The 24,337-nt window shown below is 33.3% G+C and carries 18 protein-coding genes and 1 pseudogene; 4 read left to right on the top strand and 15 right to left on the bottom strand.

Annotated features, from left to right (window positions below):
• The first annotated feature begins 40 nt into the window (after positions 1–40).
• The 3 genes from EAG11_RS06145 to EAG11_RS06135 are packed head-to-tail and all read left to right on the top strand — an operon-like array spanning position 41 to position 5,139.
• The gene (locus tag EAG11_RS06145) at positions 41–3,154 is read left to right on the top strand and encodes an efflux RND transporter permease subunit (protein ID WP_129538391.1); all 3,114 of its coding nucleotides are present in this window, start codon (positions 41–43) and stop codon (positions 3,152–3,154) included.
• 11 nt (positions 3,155–3,165) lie between these two features.
• Positions 3,166–4,458, top strand: a complete 1,293-nt coding sequence (locus EAG11_RS06140) for a TolC family protein (protein ID WP_129538390.1) — start codon at positions 3,166–3,168, stop codon at positions 4,456–4,458.
• 15 nt (positions 4,459–4,473) lie between these two features.
• Positions 4,474–5,139 (top strand): porin family protein, encoded by a 666-nt coding sequence (locus EAG11_RS06135; RefSeq protein ID WP_129538389.1) that lies wholly within the window; start codon positions 4,474–4,476, stop codon positions 5,137–5,139.
• Between the two features lie 545 nt (positions 5,140–5,684).
• Here the strand turns inward: EAG11_RS06135 and EAG11_RS06130 are convergent.
• The 6 genes and pseudogenes from EAG11_RS06130 to EAG11_RS22110 form a co-directional block, all read right to left on the bottom strand.
• Positions 5,685–6,275 (bottom strand): HD family hydrolase, encoded by a 591-nt coding sequence (locus tag EAG11_RS06130; RefSeq protein ID WP_129538388.1) that lies wholly within the window; start codon positions 6,273–6,275, stop codon positions 5,685–5,687.
• A gap of 125 nt (positions 6,276–6,400) precedes the next feature.
• Positions 6,401–7,816 carry a PLP-dependent aminotransferase family protein gene (locus EAG11_RS06125; RefSeq protein ID WP_129538387.1) on the bottom strand — a complete coding sequence of 472 codons (1,416 nt, stop codon included), beginning with the start codon at positions 7,814–7,816 and terminating at the stop codon, positions 6,401–6,403.
• Between the two features lie 82 nt (positions 7,817–7,898).
• Entirely contained in the window at positions 7,899–8,243 is a 345-nt protein-coding gene (locus EAG11_RS06120; RefSeq protein WP_129538386.1) for a hypothetical protein, read from the bottom strand.
• A 244-nt stretch (positions 8,244–8,487) separates the two neighbouring features.
• The gene (locus tag EAG11_RS06115) at positions 8,488–9,669 is read right to left on the bottom strand and encodes a hypothetical protein (RefSeq protein ID WP_129538385.1); all 1,182 of its coding nucleotides are present in this window, start codon (positions 9,667–9,669) and stop codon (positions 8,488–8,490) included.
• Between the two features lie 87 nt (positions 9,670–9,756).
• On the bottom strand, positions 9,757–10,545 hold the full coding sequence (locus tag EAG11_RS06110) for a hypothetical protein (RefSeq protein ID WP_129538384.1): 789 nt from the start codon (positions 10,543–10,545) through the stop codon (positions 9,757–9,759).
• A 631-nt stretch (positions 10,546–11,176) separates the two neighbouring features.
• Positions 11,177–11,290, bottom strand: a pseudogene (locus tag EAG11_RS22110) (XRE family transcriptional regulator); the annotation flags it as partial.
• 268 nt (positions 11,291–11,558) lie between these two features.
• Here EAG11_RS22110 and EAG11_RS06100 point away from each other — a divergent pair.
• A complete protein-coding gene (locus EAG11_RS06100; protein WP_129538383.1) occupies positions 11,559–12,290 on the top strand; it encodes a hypothetical protein in 732 nt (243 codons plus the stop codon).
• A gap of 542 nt (positions 12,291–12,832) precedes the next feature.
• Here the strand turns inward: EAG11_RS06100 and EAG11_RS06095 are convergent.
• The 9 genes from EAG11_RS06095 to EAG11_RS06055 all read right to left on the bottom strand — a co-directional run bounded on the left by EAG11_RS06095 (position 12,833) and on the right by EAG11_RS06055 (position 24,028).
• On the bottom strand, positions 12,833–13,339 hold the full coding sequence (locus tag EAG11_RS06095) for a hypothetical protein (protein WP_129538382.1): 507 nt from the start codon (positions 13,337–13,339) through the stop codon (positions 12,833–12,835).
• A gap of 774 nt (positions 13,340–14,113) precedes the next feature.
• On the bottom strand, positions 14,114–16,216 hold the full coding sequence (locus EAG11_RS06090) for a hypothetical protein (RefSeq protein WP_129538381.1): 2,103 nt from the start codon (positions 16,214–16,216) through the stop codon (positions 14,114–14,116).
• A 421-nt stretch (positions 16,217–16,637) separates the two neighbouring features.
• Positions 16,638–17,144, bottom strand: a complete 507-nt coding sequence (locus tag EAG11_RS06085) for a hypothetical protein (RefSeq protein ID WP_129538380.1) — start codon at positions 17,142–17,144, stop codon at positions 16,638–16,640.
• A gap of 757 nt (positions 17,145–17,901) precedes the next feature.
• Positions 17,902–20,001, bottom strand: coding sequence for a hypothetical protein (locus EAG11_RS06080; RefSeq protein ID WP_129538379.1), 2,100 nt, complete (start codon positions 19,999–20,001; stop codon positions 17,902–17,904).
• Between the two features lie 296 nt (positions 20,002–20,297).
• Positions 20,298–20,711 carry an AraC family transcriptional regulator gene (locus EAG11_RS06075; protein WP_164998662.1) on the bottom strand — a complete coding sequence of 138 codons (414 nt, stop codon included), beginning with the start codon at positions 20,709–20,711 and terminating at the stop codon, positions 20,298–20,300.
• Between the two features lie 86 nt (positions 20,712–20,797).
• Positions 20,798–21,274 carry a hypothetical protein gene (locus EAG11_RS06070; protein ID WP_129538377.1) on the bottom strand — a complete coding sequence of 159 codons (477 nt, stop codon included), beginning with the start codon at positions 21,272–21,274 and terminating at the stop codon, positions 20,798–20,800.
• A 388-nt stretch (positions 21,275–21,662) separates the two neighbouring features.
• Positions 21,663–21,959, bottom strand: coding sequence for a hypothetical protein (locus EAG11_RS06065; protein WP_129538376.1), 297 nt, complete (start codon positions 21,957–21,959; stop codon positions 21,663–21,665).
• A 10-nt stretch (positions 21,960–21,969) separates the two neighbouring features.
• Positions 21,970–22,923: a hypothetical protein gene (locus EAG11_RS06060; protein ID WP_129538375.1), complete on the bottom strand. Its 954-nt coding sequence runs from the start codon at positions 22,921–22,923 to the stop codon at positions 21,970–21,972.
• Complete coding sequence (locus EAG11_RS06055) at positions 22,889–24,028, bottom strand: hypothetical protein (RefSeq protein WP_129538374.1); 1,140 nt, start codon at positions 24,026–24,028, stop codon at positions 22,889–22,891. Before EAG11_RS06055 ends, EAG11_RS06060 begins: the two co-directional genes overlap by 35 nt.
• Between the last annotated feature and the right edge of the window lie 309 nt (positions 24,029–24,337).

Raw genomic sequence — 24,337 nt, 5'->3', positions numbered from 1 at the left:
CTTTGAACCTTTGCAACTCTGACTCTTAACAAGAAAAAAAATGAAACAAAATATATTTCAAACAACAATAGCAAAACGCTGGTTAATTCTGACGTTATTTTTACTTCTTTCAGTATTTGGCTATTATTCATGGACAAAGCTTTCGGTAGAAGCCTATCCAGATATTGGCGATGTAACCTCGCAAGTAGTAACACAAGTCTCAGGTTTAGCAGCCGAAGAGATAGAACAACAAATCACTATTCCGATAGAACGTGCTATAAATGGTTTGCCGGGTATGCATGTAATGCGAAGCAAAAGCACCTTTGGATTATCAATGGTAACAATTGTTTTTGATGATGGTGTAGATGATTATTTTGCCCGAGCAAGAATTCAGGAACGCTTAAACGATGTCGAATTACCGTATGGAGCAATTCCTGGTTTAGATCCACTTACCTCACCTACAGGCGAAATATATCGCTATATCATCGAAAGCAAAAATCATGATTTAAGAGCTTTAAGTGAATTGCAGGAATACACCATTATTCCAAGAATAAAGCAAATTTCTGGAGTAGCCGATGTAACCAATTTTGGAGGTATTACAACACAATATCAAGTTGAATTAGATCCTCGAAAAATAGAGCAATATGGGTTATCATTAAGTGAAGTAACCGAAACTATCGAGAAAAACAACGCCAATGTTGGTGGAAGTGTCATCAATCGTGGCGACCAAGCCTATGTGGTACGTGGCATTGGTTTGGTAAAAAATTTACAAGACATTGGACGTATTGTAGTAAAATCAGTAAATGGTGTACCAATTTATCTGAATGATATTGGAAAATTAAAATATGGAAATCTAGAGCGTAAAGGTGCATTAGGATATTCAGACAAACGAGGAGCAGATTATTCGGATAATATCCAAGGTATAGTGCTTTTGCTAAAAAACGAAAATCCATCAGTAGTATTAAAAGGGGTAAATGAGGCTGTAGATGATTTAAATGAAAATTACCTTCCGGAGGGAGTTCAAATACATACTTTTTTAGACAGAACCGATTTGGTAAACACCACACTTACCACCGTTTCGCATACTTTATTAGAAGGAATGCTTCTGGTAATTATTGTATTAATTGTTTTCCTCGGAAGCTGGAGAGGTGCCTTATTAGTAGCAATTACAATTCCTATTTCTCTTTTAATTGCCTTTATTTTAATGAAACTTACTAACATCCCTGCCAATTTACTTTCATTGGGAGCAATTGATTTTGGGGTAATTGTAGACGGAGCAATTGTAATGATGGAAACCATCTTGAAAAAACGAGAAGATCATGAAGATGTTGAACTAACAGAACAAAGTGTAGCAAAAAGAGCAAAAAGTGTAGCACGCCCTATCTTTTTTGCAACGCTAATTATCATTATTGCTTACTTGCCTTTATTTGCTTTTGAGCGTGTAGAGAAAAAACTATTTACTCCAATGGCCTTTACAGTAGGTTATGCACTATTGGGAGCGTTATCCGTTGCTTTATTGCTGATTCCAGGGTTGGCCTATTTTATCTATCGCAAGCCACAAAAAATGTATCATAATAAATGGCTGGATAAACTAACCAATTCGTATCATAACAGCATCCTAAAAATAATGAAGGCTCCTAAAAAAGTAATTGCACCATTAGTTGTAGTACTAAGCTTTGCCTTTATACTTACTGCAATGGTAGGAAAAGATTTTTTACCTCCACTCGACGAAGGTTCAATCTGGCTGCAAGTATCATTACCACCGGGTATTACTCTAGAGAAATCAAAAGAAATGAGCGATACACTGCGTCATCGAACATTAAAACACGATGAGGTAACCTATATGATGGTACAAGCAGGACGTAATGATGACGGAACAGATGCATGGACACCATCGCATTACGAATGCAGTATTGGTTTAAAACCATATAGCCAATGGAAATGGGGAAAAACCAAAGCCGATTTAATTAAAGAACTCGGAGAAGAATACGCCAGTATGCCAGGCTATAACGTAGGATTTACTCAACCAATGATTGATGGTGTAATGGATAAAATATCAGGTGCCCATAGCGAATTGGTTGTGAAAATTTATGGAGACGATTTTAAAGAAACCAGAAGAATAGCTGAAGATATTATTAAAACATTAGAAAATGTAAAAGGAGCTGTTGACTTAGCCATCGATCAAGAGCCACCATTACCACAAATACAAGTTATTGCCGACCGTCAAAAAATCGCGCAGTATGGATTGAACGTAGATGATGTGTCAGAATTAATAGAAGTAGCAATGGGCGGAAAAGCAGTATCCCAACTATTTGTAGAAAATAGAGTCTACGATATCATAACAAGATACAATGAAGAAAGCCGTAATAGTCTGGAAAAAATAGGAAATCTAATGCTTACCAATTCCGAGGGAATTAAAATTCCGTTATCACAAGTATGCGATATCAAGCTTAATACAGGAGAAAGCACGATTGCAAGAGAAATGAACAAACGCCATCTTACTGTTAGATTAAACTTAAGAGGTGCCGATTTGGGTTCTTTCCTGGCACAGGCACAATCTAAAATAGAAGAAAAGGTAAAATATGACCATGAAAAATATAAAATAAAATGGGGCGGACAATTTGAAAATCAAGAGCGAGCATACAGCCATTTAGCTATTATTGTACCACTAGCGCTATCATTAATGTTTGTACTTCTATATGGTGCATTCGGGAAATTCCGTCAAGCAGGATTACTAATGAGTATCGTTCCACTGGCCTTATTTGGAGGAATGCTAGCACTTAATATGCGAGGAATGACCCTTAACGTATCATCAGCAGTCGGTTTTATTGCTTTGTTTGGAGTTGCTATACAAAATGGAGTTATTATGATTTCACACATCAATCAGCTTCGTAAAAGAGGAATGGATTTACTTGGTGCAGTAACAAATGGAGCAAAACAACGCTTTAGACCCGTATTAATGACAGCGACAGTTGCCGTACTGGGTTTATTACCAGCTTCATTAGCAACAGGTATCGGCAGCGATGTACAGCGGCCACTGGCAACAGTAATAGTATATGGACTACTATTCTCTACCATCCTGACATTATTTGCATTGCCATCACTTTATTACCTGATGGAGAAAAAATTTGGAGAGGAAAGCGAAGTGTTACAAGAAGAAATTGATAATCAATAAAATGATCTATTATGATTAAAAATATAAAATACAAATGGGTTATACTTTTGATACTGTTGCATATTTCGGCAGTATCAAAAGCTCAGATAGACACCACATTTACACAAGTAAAAATGAATTATACTCATTTTTTATCCTTAGTAAATAAAAACAATTTAGGATATGCAGCTGAGAAATTCAATGTAAATATAGCAGAAGCAGATATAGAAGCTGCAAAAGTATTTCCAGATCCAGAACTTGCTATAGGAGCTAATGATAATGGTCAACGAAGAATGCAAATGGGATATGGATTTTCGTCAGAAGTAAGCTGGACATTAGAACTTGGTGGCAAGCGAAAAGCCCGAATAAATGTAGCAAAAAGTACAAATGAGCTTACAAAAGCATTACTAGAAGACTATTTTCGTAACCTACGTGCAGAGGCTACTTTAAACTATTTAACCAGTTTAAAGCAAAAAGACATCTTCAAGGTACAATTAAACTCTTACACTATTCTTAAGAACATAGCAGTAGCAGATAGCATTCAGTATAAACTAGGGAATATAGCCGAAATTGATGCGCGCCAAAGTAATTTAGAAGCCAACTCTATGCTCAATGAAGTGTACCAAAGTGAAGCCGATTGGAAAACAGCCTTATTAGAACTAGGAACTATGGTAGGAAGTCAGAAAGCAGATACTTTGTATTTGCCATCAGGAGACTTAGCAAAGTTTGACCGTTTGTTTGATTTAAATGAGCTAATTACCGCTGCCGAAAACAATCGTGCTGATTTACTAGCAGCATTAAAAAACAAAAACGTATCTCAGGATCTTTTAAAATTAGCCAAAGCAAATAGAGCAATCGACTTAGGATTAGGTCTAGGAGTCGAAAGCGCATCGATAGTGAGTAATGCCGTTGCTCCTACTCCATCATCAAACTCAATTTCGGCAGGCATTACAATACCATTAAAGTTTTCTAATCGAAATAAAGGAGAGCTAAAAGCAGCAGAATTTAGTATGCAGCAAGCTGATGTTTTATACAAACAAACAGAATTACAAATACAAATAGAAGTAAGAAAAGCATACTTTAATTATCTCACAACACAAAAACAAATACGCCAATTTAACACAGGCTTACTAGCTGATGCACAAAAACTTCTTAATGGAAAAGTATATAGCTATAAACGTGGAGAAACTAGTTTACTCGAAGTTTTAAATGCACAACGAACCTATAATGAAACACAACTTAATTATTATGAAACCTTATACAATTATGCTGCAGCACTGGTTGAACTAGAAAAATCAGCAGGTATTTGGGATATTAATTTTTAAAATAATACAGCTAAAATGAAAAATACATATACAATCTGCATCATGCTCTTTTTTATATTAAAAATTAGTGCACAACAAGAAAGCTTCACATTTGGCATAAATGCTGGTGCAAACTGGTCAACATTAAAAGGGGAAGATATTGACAATCTATCTAAAGAGGGATCTACCAAAAGAGCCGTTGGACATTCAATTGGAGTTACCCTTGATAATAAAACATCCAATTATTTTGGCTTAAAACACGAACTTTTTTATAGCCAACGAGTTACAACAATCAGAATGGAAGATGAAATAAATCCAGCATTCGACAGCAAATTTAAGCGACAATACATTGATCTATTTCCTGCAAGCCCTACTCTTTATTACAAAGGCTTTGAAGTTTATGCAGGGCCTTATTTAGGACTCTTATTAAACGCTTCAGTGCAACGTAAAGACGAAAACGGAAACACATACACCGATAAAACAATTTACGGAACAGGAGAAGCTACAGGCGATTACAGCCAGAAAATGGATGCGGGATTTGTAGCAGGATTAAATTATGCACTACCAAATGGTATTAACATAGGAGCAAGATACATTAGAGGTTTAGTACCGATATTAGAAAATTCCGAAAATAAACACCAATGGAAAATATACAATGAAAGCATTTTTGTAACTATAGGTTATAAATTCAGGAAAAAGTAATATAGCAAATCGTGAAGTCTATCAAAAAGGAATAGTATTATAAAAGCATAAAATATATACTAATATTAAACACTAATTACACGGATTAACACAAATCTATTCGGCGTGATTGTGTTTAGTATTAGTTACAGACAGCATAAAAGTAAAGTATTTTTCAACACATAGAAACATAGTTTTTTTTTAAACTAAAGACAGGCGTTTCACTTTATTTATAATGCACATAACACTCATCTGATGGAAATGCATAAAACAAACACCAATTACACGGATTAACACAAATCTATTCGGGGTGATTGTGTTTGGTATTAGTTGCTATGTGTTTGATAAAAAATAACCCGAGTGAAACTAAGTAACAACACTCAACGGATTAGATTTAGCATAAAGGTTAACACCTGGAATTAGCTAATAACTTAAAATCCTACTCAAATAGTAATGAGTTTGAATTATAGAGTATATATACTAAAAAAGCCCAATTCATCCTAGAATTGGATTTTTAAATTATCATTAAACCTTTTTAATCAACACATTAAATACTCTTATCTAACTTATTTCTTTAACATTCCTTTTTCAACGCTTTCATCAATTAACTTTTCGGCGTAATTCCAGATACTGCTTGAGCCTTCTTTGATCGCTATTTTTTTCTCATAAACTTTGTCATACTTCACACCAAATTCACTCCAGGTTCCCCCATTGTTTGACGTATTCTGTAATAACGGTTCCAGCCTGTCCATTGCTTTAGCAAATTTTGCTTCGTTGGTTTCACCAGCTTCAAATTCTTCCCAAATTTTAATGAACTCCTCCGCCTGCTCTTGAGGCAGTAAACCAAAAATCCTATTAGCAGCCAAACGCTCCTCATCAGTATTAGAGTGACTTTTTTGAGTATCATAAATGAAAGTATCACCAGCATCAATTTCGACAATGTCGTGAATCAACACCATTTTAACTACTTTCAAAACATCAATGGCAGTATCCGAATGTTCAGCCAGAACTATTGCCATTACAGCCAAATGCCAACTGTGTTCAGCATCATTTTCATTTCTATCACTATTAAAGAGTTTCGTTTTCCTTTGAATGTATTTTATTTTATCAATCTCTTTAATAAAATCAATTTGCTTTAATAATTTCTCAGATAACATATTTATGTTTTTATATAATTAAATATTCTTTCAGTAAAACTTCAATATAAAGCGGCATATTAAAATTATAAAAAAAGAAGTAATTTATTTCTTTTAACTATCCAACTTTTAAACTCTATTCACACTCACAATGCTTTTTTAAAAAACTGACCTAATCTTCTTAAATCATGTTCTAAGTTGTCATCCCATTGTAATGCAAAATTTAACCGCATACAATTATTAAATTGATCGTGTTGAGTAAACATTCTTCCAGGTGCATAACTTAATTTTTGTTCAATCGCAAGATCATAGAGTGCAGCAGTATCAATTCTCTCGTCTAGCTCCAGCCATAAAAAAAAGCCTCCCTGTGGTTGTGATATTTTTGTATTTGCAGGAAAATGATCTTCAATCGTACGCTGATATTTTAGGCAATTGGTATGTAAAGTCTGTCTAAGCTTCCTCAAATGCTGATCATAACCTCCAAACTCCATAAAATCGGCTACAACTTCCTGATATAAAGAAGGCATCGATACCGTTTGTAATAGTTTTTGCGATATAATTTTATTTTTAAACTTTCCCGGAGCCACCCACCCTATTCTATAACCTGGGGCTAAAGTTTTAGAAATTCCGCCACACCACATCACAATTCCAGCTTCATCATAAATTTTGCATGGTTTGGGTCTGGAAGCGCCAAAATAAAGATTCCCAAATAAGTCATCTTCTATTAGTGGAACATTATAAAAAGTAAGCATTTCTACCAGCCTTATTTTAGTGGCATCAGGCATTAAACTACCCATCGGATTATTGAAATTACTAACCAGACAAACTGCATTTACCTTATGAATGATTTTTTTTAAAGCGTCAATATCTACACCAAAAACAGGATCAGTAGGAAGTTCAATTACATATAATCCCATTGACTTTGCTAATTGTAAAATTCCAAAATACACAGGACTCTCTACAGCAATTGTATCACCACTTTTAGTAACAGCTGTTAAACAATTAAATATGGCACTCATTGTTCCGGGAGTCGTTACAAAATCGTCACCCGTTAATTTACCTTCTAATACTAATGCCCATTTTGCAATACTTCTTCTTAAATTTTCATTCCCTTGAGCGGGCTCAATTGCCAAGCCCTTATTACCAAGATCTCGGGTAATTTTAATAACCCCCTTGCTTAATTTGGCTATCGGAAGCAAGCTATCATCAGGAATCCCTAAAGAAAACTGCCTGCTGTCTTTTCTGTTTAAGGATTCATAGATTTTATTAATTAATTCATCGGGATTTTTTTCTTTTTTAGATAAATCGGGTTTACTAATAGACGGTAGAGCCAGCTTTCTTTGGCTCGATATACTTACATAATAGCCAGATCTCGCTCGTGATTCAATAAGAGATTTACTCTCTAACTCTAAAAAAGTCTGCTTGGCTGTATTAAGGCTAATACCATAAATCTTTTGTACAGATCGCAATGATGGAAGTTTATCCCCAATTCTTAATGTTCCAGAAAGAATTTGTGCCTCGATTATTTTTGCAATTTTATGATATAAAACTTCCTTTCTCATTTATAAAAAATTTCTGTGTCCTGTAAAATTACAGAATACAAATCTGTATCCTAAATTATTGCGCTAAAAATTTTAGAACCTATTAAACGGAATGATTGATCCAGTTTGTCAATCTAAAAATGGAGTTTTTCAAGCATTCATTTACAGGATGCTTCATTTTATCTTTTTTAGTAAAAAGCAATAAATCATCAGCCATATCATCAGAAACAACTGTTTTATCAGAAAGGACTCTATAGGTAATTTCATCCAACTCATTAAACAGAATAAAAGAACAGGCTAGTATTTTGTTATTGTCGGCCATCATAATATCAAGTGGAAGGCCAAAATCACCTGTTAACGTATTGGTTTTAAAACCATCATGCTCCGTATATAAGTTTACAATCTTCTTAAGATCTGATAAGTAAACTGATCTGTATGTAATATTCATAACCTGCTTTGTTTTTGTTATCATTCACAATTTGTTACAAGGCAAATATAAATTACAGCTCTAAAAAGACACAGATACAGAAATGCATTTTATTAAGGACACAGGTATTTTAATTTATTATAGAGTCATTGAGGCTATTGGTTCAATTATTTTAGCATATAGAAACATCGTTTTCTTAGCTAATGACACGCGATACTTAGGTTCTTTCCCTCTAAAGCTATTACTTGATTTTTTTGAAATTAATTTATAGTTTCCAAAAAATCATTGATGTTCTGTTTGCCAGGGTATTATAATCAATACCATCACTTCCATTGGATAGACTCCAAGTTAATAAAGTCCCTTTAGCTCCTGACATCTTAAAGTAAATGAGGTCACCAGCTTGACCTGCAGCTGTTAAATTTATAGAATAAGTATAATTGCTATAGTTATTTGGTTTAACCAGGGTTAATTCTGCAATGTCTAATAATGTATCAGTTGGCCGGTCTAATGGTGCTTCTCCTCCTTGTTTTAATGCGCTTATGTAAAAAGGAGCTGCATTGGGAGAGGTTCCTGATACTGGACCATATAGCCGGAAAGAAAAAACATAGGCTCCTGTTTCTGGTAATTTTATACTTTGTATTTTCGTATTATCATCTTTACGCCACTCTAATTTAGTTCCTCCGTATCCATTATTTGCACCTATATTTTCCCCTGTTAAATTTTGTGAAATTACAATACTTTTATGTAAAGTGTATTGAGCTATACTTGTAGTATTTGTTCCTTCAATATTCATATGTCCTAAAATGTCATTTGAAAAGCGGATTGGGACATTGTCTATTGAAGTAGGGTTACTTACTTTAGGCTTTCCTGTAACGATGTAGATGAGTTTACCAGTACTAGTAGCCTGCCCTGCTTGTAATGTAAAATGAAGACCATTGTACTCGTACGATTCTCCTTCGGAATAATAACCTCCATTACCTCCATTATACATAATTTCTAAGACGCCATTATAATCTACTCCTGCAGTATATGAATTTGGAATAAGTACCGCACTTTTACTAATTAATACTCCCTCTATTTTAGCTTTTATTGTAGTAACATCTGTGAGTAATCTCCATCTAGAACCATTCCAGAACATAAACCCTTTAATAGGAAAATCAGGCTCTAGACCCGTATTATAAACCAAAAGCGATGTAGCTGCTTTTCCTCCTGCAATAGAAAGCTGATCTGTCTCCCCTTTTAAAGTAACTTTAGGAAGCAGCACTCCTTTATCAGTAGCAACTATATCTAATTTTGCAGAGGAGTCTGGCATGTGAGTTCCAATTCCTGTCTGAGCATTTGATACAAATCCGATAAGTGATAAAATTGTTATTAGACCTATTTTTTTGAGTAATGACATTCGATTTTTAACAGATTCATATGTGTTGATATAATGTGTGATTTTCATTGTTTTCGATTATTTAAAGTTTCACAAATTTTATACTATTAATTACTTCCATTCCTGTATTCGCATTTATTCTGCCAGTTTTGTTTATTATTTTTTGGCCATACTAGCCGTTTTACAACTGGTATCATTGTCTTTATGGGTAAAACGATAGACCTGTCCACTGGCAGGTCGTATAGTGATAGTATCAGTAAAATTTATAGAAGCAACCGGATTTTTGCTGCTGTTATTGAGCCACAATTGTTTAGCTTCTGTATTTAGAATGTTTCCGTTAAATATACCAATCGAGGCAGATACGCTAGTTGTGTTGGGCGTTGGCTCCTGATTATAAACATATTCTATCGTATTGCTTCCTTCATACAACTTAATCTGAAAAGAGATTACGGCCGAAGTTGCATTATAATACCACTTCCAGTTCTTCCATTCGGCAATAAAGATTCTATTGGGTACCACACCTGTCGTTTTGTACGAAAAAACACCACCTTCTCCACTTAAATCATCCCATAAAGGAGCTAATAAAGTTAAATTTGTATAACGGCTCAATGACAATATATAGTTACCATTAAGCGGGTCAATAAAAGGATTGTTAAACGAGAGTGTTCCATTGGAACTAGCATAAAAATCAGAATAAAAATCACAACCTAATTGAAAAGGAAACCCTATGGGCAGCATACTACTCACTCCCTGATCAGCACTAAGAGCAGGAACAACTGTTCCTCCGTTAAGATAAGTATAGGCAACGCTCCCACTGCTAAACTCATACGGAGTATTCGCATTGATTTGCTTCGCTTGCTGTGCCTTACTTATTATTGGAAATAGTACTACGAACAGCACTAAAAAAATTAATCTTGCTTTGTAATTATATGAAAGATATTTCATCAAATAAATAGTTTAATATTAGCAATACTTTGTTTATTTAATGAATTAAGACTGGGTGTCAATTAAATAAAAACTACATCGATTCAACATTTAAATTATGCTACATTATCCTAAAAGAATATTCATAATTTTTGTGAATGCAAAGTACATGCTAAATAAGCAGAGAAAAAAATATCAGGGTACACACATCTACCCACTTATTTTTTCAGAATAACAATCTATAAATCAAGATTTTGAGGTTTTTTTTTTTGATATCGAGTGAATTTGCGTAGCTAAACAGTCATAAAATCAAAAAGAGTGCGATTTTAAACGTGTAGAATATTCCAAAAGATGGCATTTAACAGCAATATCGTCTAAAAAATCCCTGATATCACTATCGAAGAATGTGAAAGAAATCTAGTTCTTTTTGTATACTTTAATCATATTAAAATCAGGGAATAAAAAGTATTAAAAAAAGCCTACTTTACAAACAAAAAATCCAATCATATTATTGATTGGATTTTTTTATCAGGCTACAAGTTGTTGTTTTATAAAATAACTTATGATTTGGATAGTAGTCTATACTGTTATAATACAAAAAGACACTCCTTTTTTAGCGTTTTATGAATCTTTTAGATTCTCTCTGTTTCATCTAGAGCAATTTCCCTAACCTCAACATCATTTCCTCTTTATCTTTCAGCATACGCTCATAAAGAGCTATTTTCTCTTCGTAAAAAGCCATAATTTTATCTATTGGATTAAAACTACAGTCAACATAGCTATTACCATTACCTACAGCGTATTACTTACTTTTTATAAATTTAGAATTGTAGGTAACTGGGTTATAGATACTGGATTTGAAATAGGATCTATGGCTAAGGTTCTAGTTTTAGCAAGAGGTTTGTAATAGAGCAACAAAAAAGGTTTTAGTCAAAAAAATTAGATTCAGCTATATAATTTAACAGTCTTATTATTTCAATAAGTCTGAAAAATTTTATATATTCGTAAGTTAAATTTTATAAAAAATAAACAGTATGGCATCTACATCAGAAACAGGTCACGCAAAAAATGTAAGCAATTTTCAATCATTAATTTCATTTGTTACAGGTTACGGAAAAATATATGACCCCACAAAATCAAAACTGCAATTAGCAAACCTAATTACGAAACACGCAACAGCACAAACAGATTTAGCTATTGTTATAACGCATAATACCACTTACAACAATAAAGTAAACGAACGCTTTACTGAATTTAGCGATATAAAAAAATTAGCAACACGATTAATTAATTCATTCGAAACTACAGACGCATTACCCGAGAAAATAAAAGATGCCAAGAGTTTCAACCGCAAAATACAAGGCAAAAGAGCATCAAAAATAACTGTTCCTATCGATTCAAATGCACCAGTACCCAATACAATATCTTCAAGTCAATTATCGTATGACCAACAAATTCAGCACTTAGCAGGTTTAAATGCTGTATTGCTTTCAGAATCAAGTTACACACCAAATGAAACCCTATTAAAAACGGCAACGATAGCGACCAAAATAAACGCATTAACGACTAAAAACAACGAAGTAGGAACAGCCTACGCACAAATAAGCAATTCAAGAATAAAAAGAGACAAAACATTATATGCAAAAGATGATGGAATAGTTGACATAGCACTAGAGGTTAAAAAGTATGTAAAATCACTATTTGGAGCAACCAGTCCAGAATATACACAAATCAGTGGTATAGAATTTACAAGAAAAAAGATATAGTATAACTGTAAACAAAAAAAGCAACCCAATTTTGAAATTAGAATAACCACGAATGAGTATGCTTTAGCTACGGAAAGAACTAGTTATTCCGCAAACAACCTTGTTGCGACAGCAACAAGGTTGTTTATTATTATATTTAGTTTTAGAGTATACTATTTTAGAATTATTGTGTGCTTGTTTAGAATTATATCGTTCTGGTTTAGAATTATGTCATGCATATTTAGAATTATAGTGATCGGGTTTAGGATTATGTCATGCCGACTGAGAGTTATGTCATGCGGGTTTAAATTTAGAGCAGTCGGGTTTAGAATTATGGCATACTGACTGAGAATTATGTTATGCTGATTTAGATTTAGAGCACCTCAGTTTATGTCTAGATTTTCCGTGCTTGTATATCAAAGGCTAAGTATAAAATATCTCGATGGCAATCGGAATATTTTTATTTTCCTCTATTAAAAAAAACTTTACAGCCAAAAAAAATCTCCGATATTACATACCAGAGATTTCAACAAAGCAATATGAAATTGCTACATATCTCGTACTTATTTCCAAAATGACCATTCAGTACCATTATAAACACACATCATTTTTTTATTCGTGTCATAACAAATTGTCCCTGCCATAGGTTTAACAATATTTAAATGTGGCGAAGCTACTTTAGGCAGTATTAGAGCCTTATCAGTTGTTTCTAATACAAGTACCCCTTTTACTGGGCTACTCAAAGCGCCTACAACTGTTCCTCCAGCTACTTCTGGAATTACATCTTGTTCTGTTAAATTTACTGCTCCAGCATGTATAGACAAATCAACCCAAGCCGTACCATTATAATACATCACTTTTTTTTCAATAGCATTATAAATCAAAACTCCTGGAGACAAAGCTTTTCCTGTAGGTATGGTGGTTACCCAAGGCAAAACGATTCCTGAAACCCCTCCGGTACTAAAATCTACTATTCCTGAGCCTTCTACCTGGTGTTTACCAATTGCCATTTGGGCATTTGCTGCTAATCCTGATCCTAGCATCAGAATTATAAATACTATATTTTTCATTTTTTATACGTTTAATTTATATACTTATCCACCTATCGTAAATTATTTTCAACACATAGAGACATCGTTTTTCTAACTGTATAATAGGCGTTTTACTTATTTACAAAACACATAGCTCAACTATGTGACAGAAACGGGTTTCTTCTAGCTCCCTTTAATTATTTATATAGAAATCTATGTCTCTATATGTTAGACAAAAGCTTATGTACAAAACTCATTAAACAAAATTGTTTTCAATACATAGAGACATCGCTTTTTTAACTGTATAATAGGCATTTCACTTATTTACAAAACGCATAGCTCTTCTATGTGAAAGAAACGTGTTTCTTTTTGCATTCTTTAATTATAAAATAGAATCTATGTTTCTATGTGTTAGATAAAAACCATTCTCATTTGGATGTAATAATTAAACACATAAAAACATGGTTTTTTACTAATGATAGACTTCCCATTTGTTTATCAAGCACATCGTTCTACCTGCAATGTGAAAGAAATGTATTCCTTTTGGCTGCTTTTAATTATATATAGAATCTATATTACCTTATGTTAAGCAAAAACTTATGTACAAAACTCATTGAACAAAATTATTTTCAACACATAGAGACATAGTTTTTCTAACTGTATAATAGGCGTTTCACTTATTTACAAAACGCATAGCTTTACTATGCGAAAGAAACGTGTTTCTTTTAGTATCCTTTAATTATTTATATAGAAAATCTATGTTTCTATGTGTTAGATAAAAACAATAACAAAATACAACTCAATAGAATTCAATTAATTATTGTCAACACATGTTTGCTCAATACAATTCCAAATGATACCATTATACAACTTTAAACAATTGCTTGTCGTATCATAAACCAGCATCCCTTCTACTGGAACCGCAATAGCTGTTTCTGGTGAAGCAACCTTATTAATAGCAAAGCCTTTTTCTTTAGACTCTAAAATTAAAGCTCCGTTTCTTGGATTTACTGCAGGATGATTTTTTCGATCCAGCGTAGAAATAACCGCTAAAGGAGAACTTGTTTGTGCACCATTAACAACCCCCGGTTTATAACAAACTCCACAGCTAGTATCCTGTTTAACTACAATAGTGGCAGTAGGAGAATCACAGTTGTACTTTTCAGAATGATAATAAACTGTATATGTTCCTGCTGTAGTCACGGTTATAGGATCTGTAACGACTGCTCCTTTTGCATCTTTCCAAACTACTACCGCACCGGGAGGTGTTGAAGATGTAATAAGACTGTTTAAATCCAGTACCATACCTTGGCAAATCCCTCCTTTATTAGCTACAGCTGGCGCCACATTTCCTGCATTACAAGCAAAAACCAGTTTGTTACTGCTAGTAAAACTACCTGGGATTTTTCCAAAATTCATTGAAATTCCTATACCATTATTAGAAGGACCAGGATTTATAGTGTTTTTAAAAGTCATATCCCTTCCTAAATCAATATTTAATAAATTGTAATGAGCAGCAAAATAACCACTCCAAGGTACACCTCCTATATACTCAAAAGCCTGATAGTAAGCATAGGGGGAAGGTCTTTTTACTCCAACGACCAAGTTAGGAGCTGTTCCAGATACAAACCCCGGCTCTTCTTTTCCACCTACAAAGTAAGAATCCCAGCCATGAGCCAATTTAACTTCTTCGGTATTTCCTTCTGGTATAGTAACCGTATAATCTATAAAAAAATAATTCTCAGGGAAATCGTAAACATATTTTATTGTCAAATAATAGGTCAAATCATTTTTAACAGCCGCCAATTTAATTTCGTTCACAAAGTGCCCTACAGGAGATTCAATTAAACTTTGTTGCGTACTACTAACAACTTCTAACTTTGTTGTACCTGAAGGCGTCAATGTACCTCCTGAAAAATAAGTGTTCCCTACTGAAAGCACCACACCATGAATACTAGAAACTGAACGTGCTGGACCTTCATAAGGTATTGAAGTACCATACAACACCTCATTATATGTATTAAATATCTGACCCGAGCCAAATTTACGAATTTGCATATTGGCACTACCAGATAAGGTAATCCGAAGTCCATCATTTACATTTTTTCCACCCTTTGGGTTTATTATTGTCTGTCCATAATAGTCCTTTTTACAACTGTCATCAGTATCATTACGAATAAAACGATACACCTGTCCACTTGCTGGACTTGTATTAATAGTATCAGTAAAATTTATTGAAGCTACAGGATTTTTGCTGCTATTATTCAGCCATAATTGTTTAGCCGCCGCATTTAAAGTGTTTTCATTAAACATACCTATAGAGGCAGATGCGTTAGCTTTGTTTGATGTTTCCTGATTATAAACATATTCTATAGTATTAGTTCCTTCATACAACTTAACCTGAAAGGAAATTACAGGCGGAGATGTAACATGTAACCACTTCCAGTTTTTCCACTCCGCAGTAAAAATCCGATTAGGTGCCGTACCTATAGTTTTGTATGAAAAAGTACCGCCTTCTCCATTCAAATCATCCCATAAAGGAGCCAATAAAGTTATATTTGAATCCCATGAACTCAATGGAGAATTTTCATTAACTGGACCAATTAAACGATAATTAAAAGTAAATATTCCATTAGAGCTAGCATAAAAACGAGTATAGGTCTCACATCCAAATTGAAAAGGAAACCCTATATCGAGCCAAGAACTTATCGCATCATCAGCACTAAGACTTGGAACAATAATTCCGCCATCAATATATTTATAGACACTACTCTCACTGCTAAAAGTATAGGGTATATTTGTATCTATTCTCCATGTCTTCTGTGCTTCCTGTGCCTCACTTATTATTGGAAATAACACCACAAACAGCACTAAAAAAATTAATCTTGCTTTGTAATTGTATAAAAGATATTTCATAAAATAAATAATTTAATATTAGCAATACTTTGTTTATTTAATGAATTAAGACTGGATGTCAATTAAATAAAAACTACATCTATTCAACATTTAAATTATGCTACATTATCCTATAAAGAATATTCATAATTTTTTTGAATGCAAAGTATATGCTAAATAAGCAGATAATAAAATATCAGGGCACACACATCTACTCACTTATTTTTTTAGAATAATCATCTAAAAATCAAGTTCTTGAAATTATTTATTTTTAATATCGAGTGAGTTTGCGTAGCTAAACAGTCATGAAATCAAAAATGGTGCAATTTTTAAAGTGTAGAATGTTTCAAAAAAAGGCATTTAACAGCAATATCGTCAAAAAAATCCCAGATACCACGTACCTGAAATTTTTTTGACGATAGAATTGTTTATGATCTGGTATTTATTTCCAAAATGACCATTCAGTGCCATTATAAACACACATCATTTTTTTATTCGTGTCATAGCAAATTGTTCCTGCCATAGGCTTAATAATATTTAAATGTGGCGAAGCTACTTTAGGTAGTATTACAGCCTTATCAGTTGTTTCTAATACAAGTACCCCTTTTACTGGGCTACTCAAAGCTCCTATAACAGTTCCTCCAGCTACTTCTGGAATTGCATCTTGCTCTGTTAAATTTACTGCTCCAGCATGTATAGACAAATCAACCCAATCCGTACCATTATAATACATCACTTTTTTCTGAATCGCATTATAAATCAATAATCCTGAAGTTAAAGCATCTCCAGTAGGTATGGTGGTTACCCACGGCAAAACGATTCCTGAAATACCTTTAGCACCAAAATCTACTATTCCTGAGCCTTCTACCTGGTGTTTACCAATTGCCATTTGGGCATTTGCTGCTAATCCTGATCCTAGCATCAGAATTATAAATACTATATTTTTCATTTTTTATATGTTTACTTTATATACTTATTCACCCTATCGTAAATTATTTTCAACACATAGAGACATCGCTTTTTTTAACTGTATAATAGGCGTTTCACTTATTTTAAAAAACGCATAGCTCTTCTATGTGAAAGAAACGTGTTTCTTTTTGCATCCTTTAATTATAAAATAGAATCTATATTTCTATGTGTTAGATAAAAACCATTCTCATTTGGATGTAATAATTTAACACATAAAAACATGGTTTTTACTAATAATAGACTTCCCATTTGTTTATCAATCACATCGTTCTACCTACAATGTGAAAAAAATGTATTCCTTTTGGCTGCCTTTGATTATATTTAGAATCTATAATACTAGTTGTTAAGCAAAAGCTTGACAATTAAAATCTAACAGATTCTATCACAATCAATATTTGTAAATTCTATTTACCATACACACCACTATCCCCAATGGCGCTACCATTTTTGTATGTTTTAATTGTATATAGAACCCATGTTTTTATGTGTTAGGTTAAAATTTAATTAATCACAACATTAGTTTCAGGCTAAGTTTTAATTAAAAGCAAAATTACATATACTCCTTTTATTAAATCTGAAATTAAAGCCATAAAACTAGCACTAGAAGCCTTATTATTTGTATAAGAGTTAATCATAAAAACATAGTTTTCTTTAGCTCAAATTAGGCGTTTTACTTATTTATAATGCCTATAGGTGTTAAATAAAAACAATAGTAAACTTCAATTCCAAGACTTCAATTAATCATTATCAACACATGTTTGCTCAATACAATTCCAAATGATACCATTATACAACTTTAAACAATTGCTTGTCGTATCATAAACAAGCATCCCTTCTACCGGAACCGCAATGGCTGTTTCTGGTGAAGCAATCCTGCTAATGACAAAACCTTTTTCTTTAGACTCTAAAATTAAAGCTCCGCTTCTTGTATTTACGGCAGGATGATTTTTTCGATCCAGCGTAGAAATAACCGCTAAAGGAGAACCTGTTTGTGTACCTGTAACAACACCAGGTTTATAACAGATTCCACAGCTAGTATCCTGTTTAACAACAGTAGTGGCAACAGGAGAATCACAATCGTATTTTACAGAATGATAATAAGCTTTATACGTACCTTCTGTAATCACTGTTGTAGGATCTGCAACGACTTCGTCTTTTGAATCTTTCCAAACTATAACTGAACCTGGAGGCGTTGGAGATATAATAAGACTATTTAAATCTAATACCATGCCTTGGCAAATACCTCCCTTATTGGCTAAAGCTGGTGCTACATCTCCCGCTTCACAAGCAAAAACCAGTTTGTTACTACTGGTAAAACTTCCTGGGATCTTCCCAAAATTCATTGAAATCCCTATACCATTATCCGTAGTAGGATCAGGATCTATAGTATTTTTAAATGTCGTATCCCATCCTAAATCAGTATTTAATGAACCGTAATTAGCAGAAAAATAACCACTCCAGGGTATGCCTTTTACAAACTCAAAAGCTTCAAATGAAGGTTCCCTTTTTACTCCAACCACCAAACTAGGAGCTGTTCCTAGTACAAACCCTGGTCCACTATCAGAGCCTTGTAAAAAAGTATCCCAACCATGAGCCAATTTAACTTCTTCAGTATTGCCTTCTGGTATAGTTACGGTATAATCTATGTAAAAATTATTCTCTGGCAAATTGTAAACATATTTTACTGTTAAATAGTACGTCAATCGATTTTTCACAGCAGCCAGTTTAATTTCATTAACAAAATGCCCAGGAGTAGATTCGATAGCTCCTTGTTGTGTACTACTTACAACTTCCAATCGCTGATCTTCACCATATACGGGTACCAATTCCCCTCCTGTAAAATAAGAATTCCCTACAGCAAGCGCTACACCATGAGCACCAGGTCCTGTAACATTATATGGATTCGTAGTACCATATGGTAAGTAGTTATCAGGTTTATGTATTTGACCTTTTCCATTTCTTATAATTTGCATATTTGCAGCACCCGATAGGATAATCTTAAGTCCATCATTTGCATTTGTCCCACCATTTGGATTTATTATAGTCTGTCCATAATAAACAACTCCATCACAACTAGCATCAGTATCATTACGAGTAAAACGATATACCTGTCCGCTTGCCGGGCGTATATTGATATTCTCGGTAATGCTTGTAGAAGCTACTGGGCTCTCGCTAGTATTATTGATCCATAATTGTTTCGCTTCTGCATTTAAAGTATTGGCATTAAAGATACCAATAGAAGCTGATCCAGACGTATTGGGTGATGGTTCCTGATTGTAAATATATTCTATTCTATTGCTCCCTTCATATAATTTAACCTGAAAAGAGATTACAGCCGAAGTTGCATTGTAGAACCACTTCCAGTTTTTCCACTCCGCAATAAAGACCTGATTTGGTGCTGTACCAGTAGTTTTGTATGAAAAAATACCGCGATCTCCATTTAAATTATCCCATAAAGGAGCCAATAAAGTTAAATTAGCATAACGACTCATTGACAATATATAGCTCCCATTATTCATACTAACAAAAGGATCATTAAAAGATAACGTACCATTAGAACTAGCATAGAAATCGGAGTAAAAATCACATCCCAATTGAAAAGGAAAACCTATGGGAAGCTTACCACTCACTGCATCATCTTTACTAAGAGCAGGAACAACAGTACCTCCATCAAGATATTTATAGGCACTACTCTTACTGCTAAAAGTATAGGGGATATTTGGATTTACTCTTTTTACCTTCTGCGCTTGCTGTGCCTCACTCATTATTGGAAATAGCGCTACAAACAGCACTAAAAAAAAGAGTCTTACTTTATAATTGTATAAAAGATATTTCATAAAAAAATTAATATTACTGACTCTATTTTCAAGAGTATAAAAGTGAGTAATCATTAGTATTGGGATTCTGTTCTAATTTGAGCTACAAAACTACATATGCTACTTTCTTTTACTTTCTAATAAAAATTATAAAACATGCATTATAAGCCATAATTTATTTTGTTTAGTTTTAAATTATACAACTAATAGAGCCGCTTGAAGTATTTTGAAAATACACACAATTAACTTGATAAAAAAATCCCAATCAATAAACAATTTATGATTGGGATTTTTTTTCAAATAAGTATTAGTATAACTTATAATAAATTTTGGTATTCTTTTGGAGAAACTCCATATCTTTTGGTAAACCTTCTAGTTAAATAAGAAGCACTGGAGTAATTTAATTTAATTGAAATTTCTTCGACAGTATATTGTTTTGTTTCTATGAACTCTTTTGCTTTTTCTAATTTACTATCAGAAAAATATACTGCAGGAGAGACACCTATAGTCTTAGTAAACATTTTTTTATATTTAGAAATAGACATTAATGCTTTGGCAGCCAAAAAATCAATCCCAGGAAATTCCCTCTCATTATTTTTTTGCATGAATTTTTTAGAAATAATTATTCTTTTTATATCATCATTAACAGCTTTGCCAAGGATCATTTTTTTTGTCTTTAACTGCTCTAAATAATTATTTAGTAAGGCATAAACCAATGCCTTAAAATTCATCTCATAGTATGGTGTATCTGGTGCAGTTTTCCTGAATTTTTTTATTAAATCCAGACTTCGATAACTCATTCTGTCTATGTTAATAATTACGTTCTTTTAATATCAAAAACGACATCCTCTTTAATTTTACAAATCTTATTTATATATTCTTTAAAAGTATCTTTTTTTACAACAACACAAACACCATAGATATGGGTTTCTTTTTTAACGATGTAATCTATATCTAATGCGCCATCTAGCATGATGAAATTATAATCTAGTTTTCCGAATTGTATCGCTTTTTTATTCAAAAAAAAATCAATATCAGTACTTAATAGATAAAAATATAAAATTACGCCATCATTATTAGTTCTATTCTTGTGTTTTAAAAACAGTGTCTTTTTATAGCTTACATCAATTAATACAGCCAGAACCCCTTCTTCAATGTTAAAAAATGAATACGATCCTTTATATATCTCATTATCTCCTCTTACAATGTTACCATCAACAACTCCTCCTACAGCATCTGCTATCACTGCAAGCGGATCTCGATTGCTATCAAAATCATGATCTATTACTTTCATAAACAAATAATTACACCTTAAATATAAAAAATTCTATGCTTCACAAAACCAAAATTGTTATGAAAGAAGTAAGACCAAAATAGGGACAGCGGTTCAAAACAAAATTCTGTATTGGCTCTTTCGCTACATTACTTTTGATGTATTACTACTTTTAATTAAACTAACAAATGGTCGGTTAAAAATTCGGGGTAAAAGTAGTTAATCTTCTTTTTTATTTATTTTATTTAAAACTATAAAACTGCCACTATAAGCCTTAATTTTAAATTGTAGCTACTAGAACCGATACAAATATTAAAAAAATACATGATTAAATTTATAAAAAAAATCCAATCAATAAATTATTAGGATTGGATTTTTTTATAAAGAGTAGTGTAAATTAATCTCTAGATCATTGAACAACAGCATTATCTAAACAGAAATTAATTAACGAACCAGCTCCTTCTCCGTTATGTTGAAATGTTAGTTCTGTAAACCATCCTCCACCTACAGTAATATTCCCTCCTAATCTTATTCCATTGAAACTTACTTTATTATCCGTTATGTTGATATTTTCTTGACAATAACTATTGCTTTTTAGTTGAATGGGCTGCTTGTCATTGCCGTATAAGTAACTGTTACTTCTTTTCCATCTAACATATGTTTGCCATTTAGTGTAGCATAGTTTAATTGATTCTCTACACCACAAGCAAAATTCGTTATTGGTGTTCACCAACACATGTTTGCTCAATACAATTCCAAATGATACCATTGTACAATTTCAAACAATTGCTTATCGTATCAAAAACAAGCATCCCTTCGACTGGAACAGCGATTGCTGTTTCTGGTGAAGCAACCCTACTAATCACAAAGCCTTTTTCTTTAGACTCTAAAATCAAAGCTCCATTTCTTGGATTTATGGCAGGATGATTTTTTCGGTCCAGCATAGAAATAACGGCTAAAGGAAAACCTGCTTCTGTTCCAGTAGTAACCCCTGGTTTATAACAGATTCCACAGCTGTCATATACAATATCAATACTAGCAGTAGGTGAAATACAATAGTATTTTGCAGAATAATAATAAACAGTGTACTTTCCTGCTTTAGTTACCGCTGTAGGATCTGTAACTACTGCTCCTTTTGCATCTTTCCAGACTACAGCCACATCTGGTGGAGGGGCTGGAGATGTAATAAGACTATTTAAATTTAAAACCTCATCTTGACAAATTACTGCCCCATTGACTAAAGTTGGTGCTACATCTCCTGCACTACAAGCAAAAAACAATTTGTTACTACTGGTAAAACTACCTGGAATACTCCCAAAATTCATTGAAATCCCTAGACCATTATCGATATTAACATCAGGGTTTACAGTATTTTTGAAAGTCATATCACGTCCTAAATTATAAGGCATTAAGATATAATAAGCAGAAAAATAACCACTCCAGGGTACACCTCCTATATACTCAAAAGCTTCATAGGAAGCTCCTCCTATCATCTTTGCTCCAACAACTAAATTGGGAGCAACTCCTGTTACAAACCCTGGCCCTAGACTTTTGTTATTTTGCATATGAGTATCCCAACCATGAGCCAATTTAACTTCTTCGGTATTTCCTTCTGGGATAGTCACCGTATATAATCTATAAAAAATAATTCTCAGGGAAATCGTAAACATATTTTATTGTCAAATAATAGGTCAAATCATTTTTGACAGCAGCTAGTTTAATTTCATTTACAAAATGCCCCGAAGGGGATTCGATACGGCTTTGCTCCGTACTACTAACAACACTTAACATTGTTTTACTTCCATCCTCTGGTCTCAATGCTCCTCCTGCAAAATAGGTATTCCCCACTGCAAGTACCACACCGTGACTAGACCCTGTAGGTCCATATGGATTTGAAGTTCCTATCAATAAGTTGTTATTGGAGTTACTTATCTGATTTACATTTTTTCTTCGGACTTGCATATTTGCAGCACCCGATAAAGTAATCCTGAGTCCATCATTTTCATTTGTTCCTCCAGTTTTGTTTATCATGGTCTGACCATAAAAAAAAACCTCACAACTGGCATCATCGTCATTATGAGTAAAACGATATACCTGTCCACTTGCTGGACGTATAAAAATATTCTCAGTAAAATTTAAAGAGGCTGTAGGGTTCTCGCTGCTGTTGTTGAGCCATAGTTGTTTGGCTGCTGCATTAAAACTGTTGCCGTTAAACATACCAATAGAAACACCGGTAGGAATATTTGTATTGGATGTTGGTTCCTGATTATAAACATATTCTATACTATTAGTTCCTTCATACAATTTAACCTGAAAAGAGATCATAGCTGCTACATCCCAATATGCTTTCCAGTTTTTCCACTCCGCAGTAAAAACCCGATTGGGAGCCACGCCTGTGGTACGGTATGAAAAAACACCATTACCACCATGTAAATAATCCCAGAATGGAGCTAATAAAGTTAAATTAGTTGGAGTCAACGAACGCCCAGAATTAGAAGCATTATTAAATGCATAATTAAAAGATAACGTTCCGTTAGAACTAGCATAAAAATTTGAATATGTTTCACATCCAAATTGAAAAGAAAAACCTATAGGCAATCGATCACTCACAGCATCAGTGGCACTAAGTTTTGGAACAATAGTTCCTCTGTCAAGATAAATATAATCACCTCTCTCACTACTAAAAGTATAGGGAATATTTGGATTTACCCGCCCCATCTTCTGTGCTTCCTGAGCGAAACTTTTTATTGGAAATAACACTACTATTAAAGTCACTAAAAAAAGAATCTTGTTTTATTATTGTATAAAAGGTATTTCATGAAAAATGTTTATACTAATAACTCTATTTTCAAGATTATAAAATACTACAAGCGAGTAATCATTAGCGTTGGGGTTACGTTTTAATTTAAGGTGCAAAATTACAATACCTATTTCTTTTAATCTGCAATTAAAGCCATAAAACTAGCACTAGAAGAAATATTATTGGTAGAGCTGTTTTTAAATCAAGGTGATAAAAAACCTCGCCAGTATTACTAACGAGGTTGGATTGGTTTAATAAGATATTTCTTTTTCTACAATTTAAAA

Source organism: Flavobacterium sp. 140616W15 (genome assembly GCF_003668995.1).
In the GTDB taxonomy this organism is placed as follows: Bacteria; Bacteroidota; Bacteroidia; order Flavobacteriales; family Flavobacteriaceae; genus Flavobacterium.
The sequence above is the reverse complement of the archived record's forward strand: the minus strand, read 5'-3'. Positions and strand labels throughout refer to the sequence as shown.